The 13458-nt window shown below is 36.6% G+C and carries 13 protein-coding genes; 4 read left to right on the forward strand and 9 right to left on the reverse strand.

Annotated features, from left to right (window positions below; all coding sequences use genetic code 11):
• The first annotated feature begins 5 nt into the window (after window positions 1-5).
• Window positions 6-443, forward strand: coding sequence for an META domain-containing protein (locus G3341_RS10855; RefSeq protein ID WP_154624111.1), 438 nt, complete (start codon window positions 6-8; stop codon window positions 441-443).
• Window positions 444-545: 102 nt separating this feature from the next.
• Here G3341_RS10855 and grxB read toward each other — a convergent pair whose 3' ends face one another.
• Entirely contained in the window at window positions 546-1184 is a 639-nt protein-coding gene (gene grxB / locus G3341_RS10860) for a glutaredoxin 2 (RefSeq protein ID WP_163861841.1), read from the reverse strand.
• A 1233-nt stretch (window positions 1185-2417) separates the two neighbouring features.
• Between grxB and G3341_RS10865 the strand changes: the two genes are divergently transcribed.
• Window positions 2418-2732 carry a helix-turn-helix domain-containing protein gene (locus G3341_RS10865; protein WP_154635557.1) on the forward strand — a complete coding sequence of 105 codons (315 nt, stop codon included), beginning with the start codon at window positions 2418-2420 and terminating at the stop codon, window positions 2730-2732.
• Window positions 2733-2883: 151 nt separating this feature from the next.
• Here the strand turns inward: G3341_RS10865 and G3341_RS10870 are convergent, their stop codons facing one another.
• From G3341_RS10870 to G3341_RS10895, 6 genes are all read right to left on the reverse strand, one after another.
• A complete protein-coding gene (locus G3341_RS10870; protein WP_154635556.1) occupies window positions 2884-3501 on the reverse strand; it encodes a fimbrial protein in 618 nt (205 codons plus the stop codon).
• Window positions 3502-3513: 12 nt separating this feature from the next.
• On the reverse strand, window positions 3514-4521 hold the full coding sequence (locus G3341_RS10875) for a fimbrial protein (RefSeq protein WP_163861843.1): 1008 nt from the start codon (window positions 4519-4521) through the stop codon (window positions 3514-3516).
• Window positions 4512-7001, reverse strand: coding sequence for a fimbria/pilus outer membrane usher protein (locus tag G3341_RS10880; protein ID WP_163861846.1), 2490 nt, complete (start codon window positions 6999-7001; stop codon window positions 4512-4514). The genes G3341_RS10875 and G3341_RS10880 overlap by 10 nt, the downstream gene beginning before the upstream one ends.
• Before the next feature lie 9 nt (window positions 7002-7010).
• Entirely contained in the window at window positions 7011-7712 is a 702-nt protein-coding gene (locus G3341_RS10885; RefSeq protein ID WP_154623210.1) for a fimbrial biogenesis chaperone, read from the reverse strand.
• A gap of 69 nt (window positions 7713-7781) precedes the next feature.
• Window positions 7782-8366: a fimbrial protein gene (locus G3341_RS10890; protein WP_154623209.1), complete on the reverse strand. Its 585-nt coding sequence runs from the start codon at window positions 8364-8366 to the stop codon at window positions 7782-7784.
• Between the two features lie 1573 nt (window positions 8367-9939).
• Window positions 9940-10107 carry an MbeCy gene (locus tag G3341_RS10895; RefSeq protein WP_154623116.1) on the reverse strand — a complete coding sequence of 56 codons (168 nt, stop codon included), beginning with the start codon at window positions 10105-10107 and terminating at the stop codon, window positions 9940-9942.
• Window positions 10108-10412: 305 nt separating this feature from the next.
• Between G3341_RS10895 and G3341_RS10900 the strand changes: the two genes are divergently transcribed.
• Together G3341_RS10900 and G3341_RS10905 are read left to right on the forward strand one after the other, a co-directional pair.
• Window positions 10413-11360, forward strand: a complete 948-nt coding sequence (locus G3341_RS10900; protein ID WP_163861849.1) for an FUSC family protein — start codon at window positions 10413-10415, stop codon at window positions 11358-11360.
• 53 nt (window positions 11361-11413) lie between these two features.
• Complete coding sequence (locus G3341_RS10905) at window positions 11414-12247, forward strand: aldo/keto reductase (RefSeq protein WP_163861852.1); 834 nt, start codon at window positions 11414-11416, stop codon at window positions 12245-12247.
• 87 nt (window positions 12248-12334) lie between these two features.
• Here the strand turns inward: G3341_RS10905 and G3341_RS10910 are convergent, their stop codons facing one another.
• Together G3341_RS10910 and G3341_RS10915 are read right to left on the reverse strand one after the other, a co-directional pair.
• The gene (locus G3341_RS10910) at window positions 12335-12781 is read right to left on the reverse strand and encodes a YcgN family cysteine cluster protein (protein WP_208852771.1); all 447 of its coding nucleotides are present in this window, start codon (window positions 12779-12781) and stop codon (window positions 12335-12337) included.
• 17 nt (window positions 12782-12798) lie between these two features.
• Window positions 12799-13455 carry a fumarylacetoacetate hydrolase family protein gene (locus tag G3341_RS10915; RefSeq protein WP_154623123.1) on the reverse strand — a complete coding sequence of 219 codons (657 nt, stop codon included), beginning with the start codon at window positions 13453-13455 and terminating at the stop codon, window positions 12799-12801.
• Between the last annotated feature and the right edge of the window lie 3 nt (window positions 13456-13458).

Genomic DNA, 13458 nt, shown 5'->3' on the forward strand with positions numbered 1-13458 from the left:
TGATAATGAAACGGATAATTCCTTTAACATTGCTTGGTTTATTATTGGCGGCTTGCCAGACGCAGAATGTCAGTGCTGATAATAATGATAATGTCACCGAGCAACAGTTAATACACCATAATTTCGTGCTGACAGAAATAGATGGGAAACCTATTATTGATAAAATCAGCGTTCCTAGCCTTTCTTTCGGCGAAAAAATGTTTGTATCAGCCACAATGTGTAATGATTTTCATGGAATGGGTCGAATCAACAAATCAACCCTCATGGTAAAACATTTATCTAAAACAGAACTGGAGTGCGTTGACGAAGACTTATCAAAATGGGATTCGTTAATTAACCGAATGTTAACGGATGGTGCAGACATTTCATTTAGTGATAAAAAGTTGACCCTAACGCAAGGTAGATACAAGCTTGTTTATACACTCAAAGACTATATGAATTAGTCTCTACCACCTTGTTTATTGTATATACATATAAATCCCATTATTTTATTAATAATGGGATTTTTTATGCTTAATAAAGCCTGTTCGCGATTATTAGCGTTCTTATTTAGCTTGGTCAAATAACAAGCTGACACCCGTTATCTGTGAAATATTCTTCATATAGTTCAATATCACTGTACTAAAGGGTATGTCATTCACGATAGACAAACTGCGTAATACAGGGAATATGAAAATATCATCCATAACGTTTTCATTTTTACGATTTTCTAACCATACGTCTAAGGCATCCATATGTGGCTCAAGTTCAACAATTAACGTATGCGTTTCTTTCAATAGAATGCTTAAATCGCCAAAAGCTTTCTCTTCTCGTTCAATATATGCAGCCCTTGCTTCTGGCGTATTTAACTCAGGAAAATCAGCTTGCGTAAAACGTGGTACAACGAGTTTAAAGACCGTTTCTGATACTGTTTGATACCATTTCTCTATTTCAGGAGAAACCGTAACTTGAGTCATTTTAGGCTCGGATAATTGATCAACATAATGAACAATATCTAAACTTTCAGGTAGATAGTTACCGTCATCTTTTTCTAGAATAGGTAACATCTTACGACCGATCATTTTGGTCGGAGTGGCTTTGTCGTCCTCCATCAGGAAGATTTGCTCAACATTGATTTTTTTAAAACCGAAAATCATTCGGGCTCTAACACAAAATGGGCAATGATCGTAAAGATAGAGTTTCATAATGGGAACCTCTTTGGTTGATGGGTGTAATCCTATCGCTTATAACGACAGTATAGTGAATGAATTCTATGTGACAAAGTTATAAAACTTGTTATTAGCTATAGGATCAACCTTAAATATGTTTTAATTTTCATTGAGGTTCTTTTATTTACAAGCAGCCCGCTATAAGCACTCTTTTTCTTCATCCATAAAAGGTTGCTTTTTGTTACAATTAGCAGCAATTTATAGCGAATCGCTTCCCCCCCCCCCCATTATCAACACTTCTCATGCGAACAATATCGATATAAATAACTGAAATGTGACTAAAGTTAGGTTTATTAGACTATAGAATGGGGAAATATCAGAGTAGAGTATCAACAAACTTGATTAGAAATGTATGTTTACATATTGCACCATTTTTAGCATATCAGTTCGGTTATACTAAAAGTCTAAATGCATATTCATTGATAGAGTTTTATAATTCATTATGACAAACTTGCTTTCACCTAGCATTTTTACATTTCTCGTTATCTTTTTAATCTCTTTAGGAGTTTATGATGAACTTCTTTATATCTTACATTTTTTTATCATTAAAATGTAAGTAATATTCCATACCTCTTTATAAGTAAAATGTAATTAGCAAATTGATTTTAAAATAAATATGAAACGCTGATACGTTAAAAATGTTTACCCGTACTGCTTACTCCCCTCACCCATTAATTTTTATAATCTTTTATCGATTAACATTACATTGTTACATCTCTTAATAATAAGTACATTTACTCAAAATAATATTTCCATCACTATAATTTAAAATGGAATTCAAAATTAATATCTATTTATTTAATATTGAATCATTATTTTTTATATTTAAACACTAAATAACTCATACTGAGATAAAAAACAACTTAATTTGACACTCTAATTAAGAGTATCTATTTTTGAGAAAAATAATAACACTGTATTATTATATATATAACATTTAGTACCCATACAAAGATCATGTATTTGTTCTATTAAAAATTCATTATATTAACCATAACAACATCTCTATACCCCCTTCATATGGATACTGCCATTAATTTATTGTCTGTTTAATCCTATAGTACCTAGCGTTAACAATATTAAAAATAATAAAATAAAAATATTAAATATGTGACAATTAATTGTTTGTTTACCATTTAATATATTGTATAATTTTACAATGCATTTAGCATTTATTCTACTATCCCTTTATCAATCGAGGGTGCCAACATGGACATTCATTATTTTATTGGAATTAAAATAAAAGCGCGGCGAAAAGAATTAGGTTTTTCCGGTTCTGATTTAGCCAAGAAATTAAATATAAGCCAACAGCAAATATCTCGCTATGAGAATGGAATCAATAAAATACCTCTAAATCATTTGGTTAGCATAGCAATTGTATTGAAGTGCCCTATAGACTGGTTCTTTCAAGGTTGTATAATTGATGAGGATGACTCAATTCAAGATAAGAATATAAACATAAAGAACCAAGAATTAAAATATGCCGCAGAAAGTGTTATTGTTCATAGCAAAAATGTTATCTGATACTCCGCTATTTTTATTATTACACTCATGATACCTCTACAGCTCAATAATAGTAACACTGTAAATTAACCTTTTAAAAAGGACAAAAAAAAATAACATAGCCCATTAACTGCTATGTTATTTTTTTATTTGATTTTATAAAATTAAATTGTTAGTTATACTGTATTTCGTACGTTGCATAGCTTGCCATTAATCCAGTGGTCACTTCACTCGCATTCTCAGCAGTATAACCAATATAATATTGGAAGATGGCGTCTTTATTGTCTGATATTTTCGGTGTCACTTTCAATTGTTCAGGATCCGCAGGAATAATTTTATTATCCGCATCTAAAATGGTGCTGTTATTGATGGATAATGCAAAGTTAATATTCTTTGCACCATCAACTAACATATTTTTCAGTAATCCCGCTGTTTCAAAGTTTGTTTTCGGCACCAAATAACCATCAGCCCAAGTGACACTCAGCTTATTAAGATCAGCATCAACAACTTCACCATTATGTTCCACAGATTGACACTGCGATAACTTGATAGTGAACATTTTAGATTTTAAATACGCACCACCTGCACTATTGTTGATTTCCATCAGTGAGATGGGAGCAAGATAGATATTGGCATCACTTCCTTGATCATTCACTGAGACTTTACAGGAAACATCAACAACTCTCCCCGCAAAAGATACCTTTCCTTCGTCATAATTTGTTTCAAAAGTGGGTAATGCATTTGCATAACCTACCACTGAAAAAAGTATCGGCATTATCCAGTTTTTCATTGGGATCCCCTATTAATCATAGGTTATGTTGAATTGCATCTTAGCCTGCACTTCACCAGCAGAGATTTTATCTTCATGTTGGTAATAGCGGGCAATATAGTTCATATTAATCGCTTTATCGCGTGCGGTTGCTAACTCACCAACTTTATAAGTTTCACCCCAATGCAATTTTTCTCTTTTATCAGTAAGAACCTGCACGCCAATACCTTGCGCAGAAGATGATTTGGCGGTGTTCGCTAACACCCCATCTTTAGCGGTGGTATTCCGAGCTAATGTGCCATAGAAATTCATATTCACAGAAACGGAATCCGGGGAAATACTCACACCACCATTGCATAATAGATTAATTGGAAATTGTTTTTCCCCTGCTGTGGTTCCCCGTCCTCTAAACTCAGTGCGCCTAACGGTATCTAAATGAACGTCTTGGTTTGCACCTGTCGTAATTTTACAAGACGGAGATACGATGGTAATGGCATCAGCTGATAAATAGGTAATAATCGCAGGTTCAACTGAATTCGGTTTATAGCCATAACGTGTATACTCACCCTGAGTAATTCTCCCTGACCCCGTATTTTCTGCTGTCTTAATGATTTGTAACTTAAATGTTGAGCCAGCTAAATACACATTGATCTTCTTTTTACTTTCCCCTTTGACTTTATAAGTATCAGGGTAAGTCATTGCAACAGCGCCCATACGTTGGAAACGTAGTCCTATCCCTGGGATATTGGTGTTGTAGACTTTATTCGGCCCTTCCGTCACCCCTTTAGCGGTGACGATTGCATCTAAAACAGTTCCACCATAGCACACTGCCCAATAGCTTCCGGTTTCTTTCATCGGCCAGGTTTTTTCTTGTATCACACTACCGACAGGAAGATCAGGTGAGACAATAACTCGGCCAAATTGCATATCGATATTCTCTGCTGGAACCCGACTGTCTCGGGTACATGTCGCATATGCAGAGATACTCGATAGCACTGCCGTGAGTGCTATCCCATGACGTAGAATTGTATTTATCGACATACACTATCCTTACTGGTTCCTGCTTCCAGAGAAAATACACATTGGCCATTATCCCATTTTACAATGGCTTCTTTGGCTTCTTCGTTACTAATAAATACTGTTCCCCCCTGCCCAACGACACCAATAGATTCACCTTGAAGGTTAGTTACTTCAGCACCAAATGGCATAGGTTTTTTATCAAGACGTACAACGTTAAAAGTACGGTTACGTTCAACTTTGGTTCCAAATTTCACTTTAACAATACTGCCTTCATAAGGCACAACTTGACTCGATGTATTTTCAAACACGATATCTTCAGCGCTGCCTTTAGGGTCAATTTCAATATTGTTAATACGATAAGGACGTACATATGGCGCTAGCGCATACCCCCCCTTATTAACACGAACACCGGGTGCACTGATAACTGAAGCACCTTCTGCTCCCTCAGCTTCAATGAGTGCCATTGTCGTTGACGTATTTGGCGTCAGCACAACACCGTCAGAGTGGACGACAACAGAGCCATTCGCACCAACACCAAACTGTCGATACCCTTGCCCTTGGCTATAGTTGGCATTGGTGTTGACATAAGGTGTACGATAACCTGTATTCATCGCAATACTGTGTTCACCACCGCTAGCCGTTGATGTGTTTAGTCCATAAGTCCAGTTATTTTCATCATCCAATGTTCCATTAACGCCAAGCTGAGTTGAACCAAACTTCTCGTTATTAAATATGGTGTTTGACGTTAATGTGGTACTTCTGTTGTCACCAAAATAGAGTGGAATATTTAGGTTTAAACTAATACGGTCATCTTTCTTACCATAGGTACTGTTATTATCCGAATAGACTCGCATAAAGTTAATGGAATAAGAGAGGCGCTGATATTGGTTGTTATAGCTAAACTGATATTGTTTTTCAGTGCCAGAACGCTCCCAATAGCTGGATATACGACCAGTAAAATATAGCCCGCCAAACCCATCAGGTAAGTTTTGGTTTACCGTGTAGCTAAAGCCATTTTTTTCACGCCAACGATTATTCGAAAGTCCACGTTTATCGTAGTCAATCGCATACAGAGCATCATTAACATTAAAATAGTCTTTCGTTGAATAACGGTATGCAGCCAACGAAATATTGGTATCAGTTTGTGATATCAATCGGTTAAAAGTGATGCGATAACTCTGACCATTATCAGTTCGATGCTTTAACGCGGTTCGAGATTGCGTCATATCTAGCGCAACCGCACCAATACCTGTATTGATACCTGTACCAATTAAATAAGCTTGATAGTCATCAAACGCCGTTACACCACCATAAAGAGAAAATGTGTTATTTAGGCCGTGTTGAATAGTCCCTTGCATAATATAAGGACGATTGTGCAAGCCATCTGTGTCCGATTTACCCGCGGCAACTTGATAGCGCGTAAAACCAGGACGCAAAAGTTGCGCTAATGATGAATATGGAACACTGAAACTACTTTCACTACCATCAGCTTCTTTTACCGTGACATTTAAGTCATTACCATAACCCGATGGATAAACATCATTAAGAATAAATGGACCAGGTGGTACTGACGTTTGATATATAATAGAACCATTTTGGCGAACAGTGACCAATGCGTTACTTTGCGCTACACCACGAATTTCAGGCGCATAAGATGTCATTCCGTCAGGATACATGCTGTCATCTGTTGCGATTTTTGCACCACGCAAGCCAATACTGTCAAACAGATCGCCATCAGTGTAAAACTGACCGGCTGTCATTTTGGACTTCATGCTTGCAATAGGTCGTTGCAAGTATGTCTGGTTGCTGTTCCAACTGGTGCTTCCGGAACGTTGCCAACTTAAATTACCAATATGCTTTAACAGCCATCCATCAAAAGATAACCCTGCATTTAATCCTAAATAGGCACTGGCATCATTTTGCCCTTGAGAACCACTCGTATGACTATCATAGTAGTTGGCCATATAGGCAACATTAAGTGCGGGTATACCTTTTTCCCAGAATTGTGGTGCAACATACCCACGTGATAAACGTTGCTCGTAAATTTGGGGAACTGAGATATCTAGACGTAAATTTGATGCGTGAAATTTATCATTCACCTCGCTCAAACCATTCCACTCTTTTAACGGTAAACAAGTAGACTCTTGTGAATTGAGTTGTGGGTTTAGCTTTTCTGCGTCGATACCAAAATTGCTCAACATTATTGGCGTGTAACAAATCCCTAAATGACCTTCTTTTTGTCGAACAACATTTAAATCATAGCGCCCTTTCCAATTGCCATTGGTATACACATCAACGGAATATTTACCTTCACTGATTGGCGCGGTATTGAAGCGTTCTAAATCAATATTATCTTTGCTGCCTACTATGAATCCACTGTTAAACTCGTAGGTGGTACCTTCCGCACCCCATGCGTAAAATGTCGGCATCATACATACAGTGACAAAGCAGGTCACAGAGAGTGTATTACTATATTTATTTATTAACTCTCGCTGTTTCATTTTTCTGTCCTATTTAACAGTTGTTTTAACTGCTATATCCGCCCCATAATCATTGATATTGTTCAAAACAATGTTTTCGCCTACTTTAATTGCTTTTTTCAATACCACTGAACTTTGGCTTTTGGGTGCCAGCATAATCGCTTTATCAGTTAACCCATTTTTTCCATCTGTAGAAATTTTTGTAATAGTAATAAAAAATGGTGTTGGGTTATTTATGGTCAAATTGTTTCCATTAGCACTGACAATTAATTTTTCAGGTGCTAACTCACGACTACCTAAACCTACAGGACGATAAATAAATTTAAAACGTGAACGAATTGCCAGTTGTAAAAAGTTTTGATCTTCTTTTCCAGCCGTTCTAACGGTGGGGGGGATATCTAAAATATTCAGCCACCATAAACTTTCCTGATCTTGTGCTAATTGGTTTTTATCCATTAATTTTATACGGAGAGTTTGTCCCCCTTTCGCATCAATTCGAGATATTGGAGGCGTAATTTGAAATGGTGTTTTTATTGTATCTGGTGTTTCAGATGCATCACCGGTATCTAACCACGCTTGTGCGACGGCTGGTCTATCCGCGGTATTATTTAACTGCACTGTAATTTCTTTTTCATTTCCAGGATAAATAAATCGAGTGCCGTTAACAATAATATTATTCGCTAATGAAGATGCACTGAAAACGAAGCAGAAGAATAAAACAATTGCTTTCATTTGAACCTCTAAATAAAAGCGGCAGTGAGCCTACCGCTTAGATAAATATTACTTTAAATTAATTTAATCTTATTCGTAAGTAATTTCGTAAGTTGCGTAGCTTTCTACAATACCGCTGCTAACAGTATCTGGTGTAGAAGTTGCGTAACCTACGTAATAAGTGAAGCGTGAACCATCAGCAATATCGATTGTTTTTGGCTTAGGCTGAGTAGCGCTGGTTGGGTTGATTTTGGTTTTTAAATCAGAATCAGCGTTAGTTGCTAAAACTAATTGAATATTTTTAGCACCCGTTGAATCTGTGTTAGCTAAATAACCTTCGTTAGCACCAGAAGCACCCGCCAATACGTTACCACCAGTCCAGTTAACGTTTAATACTGTGTCATCATTTGTGCCTTGGCAATTAGTTACATCAATCACAAATGATTTTGGTTTCAGATAAATGTTTGCACCTGCATCTTTAACTTCTTTAACAGAAACAGGAGACAAATAAACTTTAGCATCGCTACCTTGGCCATCAACAGAAATGGTACAAGAAACATCTGTCACTTTACCGTAAAAATTAACTTGGCCACCGCCAGCATTTTCAGTTCCAGCATAAGCAGAAGATGCGCCAATAATTGCAGTTGCAACTGCTGTCAGTAATACTTTTTTCATTATCATTTCCTAATATGAGGGGTTTTATTATTACACTAAACAGGACTTATTAAGTGCCTAGTTTTTTAATAAATAATTAACATAGTGTACTCACCATATATTTAATACGGACACATATTTATTTCTGTGTATTTAAGCTACTACTAATAATTAAATTAAAAATATAGTTTTATCTCAATTAGTCCATCTTAGAATTAATAATCATAACGTGGTCTATATGATTTCGAAGAGAGGATACATAAAAACTTAAATTACATTAAATCGTTTTTATTATTACATAGTGTAATTTTTAATAGATGGCACCTATCAAATGAGTGCTATTGATCGAAAAATTTTATTAAGCCAATTCTCTGAATTACTCGTATTATGCAAGTTTATTACACTTGATAATTTATTTTTCAATTTTATGTTACAAATAAATTCTAAAAAATGATCTTATGATAGTTTTTTGTAAAAAATGAAAACAGCAAAATACATCTAAATATGACCATCATTATCGTAATAACTTATTCCAAATTAAAATCCACTGAAGAATGAGTCATCTAAATTTGATAGCTAACCTCTGCATAATATAAATTAATTTTATGTTATGTAGAGGTTGATATTCATTCTTATTTGAGCATATATTTATGAAATAATGATGACACATCATAATTGGACTATTTACTCACTATTGGAGTAATTCTGAGAAGTTAAGCTAACAAAGAGATATTGTGGTGATAAAATACTGGGTATAACCAATATCGTTAGTGTTGATATTGATAATATTAGTCTAGCAAGTGAAATATCTAAGCTAAATTTACTTGGATTTTGATAATTTTTATTAATTTAATATTTTATTTCTTGCCAATAACTAAAAATGTTTTAATGAATAATGGAGCATCAACGTCTTCTGTTAGTAAATGTTATCAATTAATTTGATATATAGCCGTTTTTTCTACATAAAATTTTATCTATTCAAATTATTTTAAAATTGTAACCAATTGATAATTAATATTAAAAAATAATTTGTTTTCTGGGTAACATAGGTCTATAAATCGGCATTCAGAAAACTCTTAAAACTCATCTACAGAGTAAAAATAGCTCACATTTCAACCAAACCTAACTAAAATCGATATTCGATTAAAGCCCCTATCTATTAGGAATCCTATAATCTAACTAAAAATGTAGATGCTAATTGCTAAAATAGCCACATTTTATACAACTTATTCGGGCCATAACATAAAACACACATCATATATTGAATATCTATTGTCGTTAAAAGTGAGAGTTAGATCTCTTTCAATCTATGAGCTGTACATTAATTAATCTTATTTGTTAATCTATCACTCTATCCCTTTCCGCCATTGGCAAAGTCATATGATGTCCATTGGTACGAACAGTAAAACACCCCATCCGCAAGAGAAAAGCGCCATAGAGTACAGGTAGCAGTTAACCTTTATGCGCTATTAAGCGAATGCAATTCACGCTATAGCTATAGCGCAGTAAAGATGCGTTAATTGCCTTCAAATTGGTGAGTGGCGTATCCCGATGTTTATGACCAAGTGCGCTCAATAACCGCGCTGTAATGGCACTATGAAGACTTGTGCTCAATATCATTATTCTCGGGATGATCTGGTGCGGCAAAGGCAAGTTCTTTCATCCATTCAGAAAGGATGGGCTTCGTTTTTTTTGCGTCAAGCTCCGCTCTCTCTTTTTTAGTTAACCTAATGACGACAACCTCTGTTTTCATTTGATGCATTTTAATTTCCCCCTTTAGAGGGTTAACCATGCCATAGTCAAGCCAAAGACAGGTCTTAATTACTTAATTTTACAAAAACAGAAGATAACGATACAAACAACTGAAATTAATCAATATATGTATTGATAAAAAGAGACTTGAGACTAGTTGCATGTCGAATTAATTGAAAACAACGCCATTTACCCTTTTGATAATCTAATAATGAATATAAAAATTATAATATTGTCAGTAAGTTACTCATTGATTACAGTATTCATACTAAACAAATTTGGCCTATATCATAAAATGAGAAGCGAGAACTTCTGATGTCAATTTCTTTGCACCAAATCCGTAGTGCACTTTTACTCTCTCTATGGGTTATTGCTCCTTGGATTTTCGGTATATTCTATGGACAAGCCATGTTTGGCACTCTTATGTCCTTTGGTGCTTATTTATTAGTGGTTTCATACCCTAAATTACCCAAAAAAAATCCAATTCCCGTATTACTACAAGGGGCTGGGATTTTATCTGTCTTTGCAATCATCGGGATTAATGTCACTTTAGGTAGCCTTTTGTTTTTTATTTATGCTGCTCTTGGTGCCCTTATTCAAGGCTATGCTGAATTACGAGCCACGTATTTGCGTTTACCTATCGCATTAGGCGTATTGGCTTATTTTCTTTCAATAGGACAAATACCTTCCCAAGGGAGTTTATTTTATAGTTGTGCATTTACACTCGGTACCTGTTGGGGCGTTATCATTTCTTATCTTCAGCTCCCTCGAAATGAAGCCCCCGCTTCTGCCACTCATATTGACTTACGTTCTCCAGCGGTACAACGCTTCTCCATTGCAATGGTCTTAGTCGCACTAATAGGCAGTGTGCTCGCGACGCTATTGCCTAGCTCACATCCTTGTTGGTTACCGGCTGCGGGTTTAAGGGTGATGAAATCTGAGCGTATGGCGACGTGGGCGCGATTAAAACAACGGGGGATAGGCACCTTACTGGGCGCTGCTGTTGGCGGATTGTTACTTGGTTTTTATGAAAATCAACTATTACACGTCTCACTGGTGGGATTATTATTATTTGCCATGTTAATAATTGGGGCTAAACGCTACGGTTATTGGACATTCTGTTTAACTGCCATTGCACTGACTTTTAATATTACCGCTACCGCTGGGCCTATAATCCTCGCGTTCGACCGAGTATTGCTCACAATTTGCGCACTCATTATTGCAATAACCATGCTGTTAGTACTACCCAAATCGACAAAATAAGTTTCGACAAGGTTGATATATTGAATGTAATGCTAATATCAACAGGAGGCACTATGAGCCCGACATATGAATTACTCGATGGATTCCAAATTCCTCAAATTGGCTTTGGAACATATGCTTTAAAAGGCTTACAGGGCACGCGGATCATTGAAAGCGCTTTAAACAATGGCTACCGTTTACTCGATACCGCATTTAATTATGAAAATGAAGGCATCGTCGGTAGAGCAATAAAAAATAGTTCTATTCCAAGAGATCAAATCAGTGTGACTTCAAAGTTACCTGGGCGCCACCAGCAATATAATAACGCAATACAGACGATTCAAGAATCTATCACACGTCTAGGATTAGACTATATTGACCTGTATTTGATCCACTGGCCAAACCCGAAAAGAGGAACGTTCGTTGAAGCTTGGCAAGCTTTAATCGACTCACAACGTTCTGGCTTAATAAGAAGCATTGGTGTCTGTAATTTTCTTCCTGAGCACATCGAGATTTTAGAAAAAGAAACAGGCGTGCTCCCTGTCATTAACCAGATAGAATTACACCCTAACTTTAACCAAGCAACACAGCGTCAATATCATGCATCAAAAGGCATTATTACGCAGTCATGGAGTCCATTAGGACGAGCTGGAAATTTATTCTCTCACCCAACGCTGGTCAATTTGTCTAAAAAATATAATCAGACTGTGTCACAGATTATCATGCGCTGGCATTTACAATTAGGTGCATTGCCGATACCAAAATCCGCGCACTCAACTCGTCAGATTGAAAATATTGATGTTTATGATTTTATCCTGTCGTCAGAAGATATGCAGGCAATAAATGCATTATCTTCAGTAGAGGGAAGACTAAGAAACCAAGACCCAGCAGTGTATGAAGAGTTTTAAATACGGTTTAGGAAGTGATACAAGCGGTTGCAGTAACAGCCCTATCGAATAGGGCTATTATATGATCCCGTGTCAATGAACACGTGATTATGTTCTGTCTACGGGACGGTTCATTATATGGTCTTCCCACTCAACCACATCTTTTTCCCTAACGGCTATGTGCCGCACAGAAATCCTTTCCGCATGCATTGCCGCTTTTGACCCCGTCTTTAACGGATGCCATGCAGGCAATGTTTTCCCTTCAAGCAACAGACGATAAGCACAAGTATGTGGTAGCCATTCAAACGTCTCTAAATTGTATCGATTAAGTTTGATACAATCTGCCTCATAGCTGAAACGGTCTTCATAATGTTTACACTGGCACGTTTTGATATTTAATTGATTACAAGCCACATTAGTAAAATAAATTTCATCTGTGTCTTCATCCATCAGTTTATGCAAGCAGCACTGCCCACAACCGTCACACAGTGATTCCCATTCATCGTCAGTCATTTCATCTAACGTTTTTACCTGCCAGAAAGGCTGAGACATAATACTTAATAATCCTATACTTATATCACTCTGGTCGTTAACGAGTGATCATTAATTGAGAGCTTTAACATATCACCCGATGTCAATGGTCCCACACCTTCTGGGGTTCCTGTCAAAATGATATCCCCCGCACGTAAGGTAAAAAAGCGAGACATATAACTAATCAATGGCAATATGGGCGTGATCATATCACGAGTCGAGCCTGACTGGCGAATTTCGCCATTAATCTCTAAGGACAGTTGGGCACTTTGTGGGTCACCAAAGCTATTGACAGGAATAAAACCCGAAATTGGGCAAGACCCATCGAATGCTTTACTTTTTTCCCATGGTTGTCCCGCTTTCTTAAATTTTGCTTGTAAATCTCGTAGCGTTAAATCTAACGCCACCGCAAAACCCGCAATTGAACGAGAAACCCGATCTTCATCGGCATTCTTTAATGGCATACCAATCAAGACAGCTAATTCAATCTCATGATGCACTGCTCCCAGATCTTTTGGGATCACTATCGGCTGGTTTGCATCACATAATGCAGTTTCAGGTTTAATAAAAATAACAGGTTCTTCTGGGTGTGCGGAGCCCATCTCTTTAATGTGTTTTGCGTAATTACTGCCAACACAAACTACTTTATTTGCAGGAAAATCCAATAAGGCACCTTGCCAGTCACGATGTTGGTACATAGT

It is taken from the genome of Providencia vermicola (assembly GCF_010748935.1).
GTDB classification, from domain to species: Bacteria; Pseudomonadota; Gammaproteobacteria; order Enterobacterales; family Enterobacteriaceae; genus Providencia; species Providencia zhejiangensis.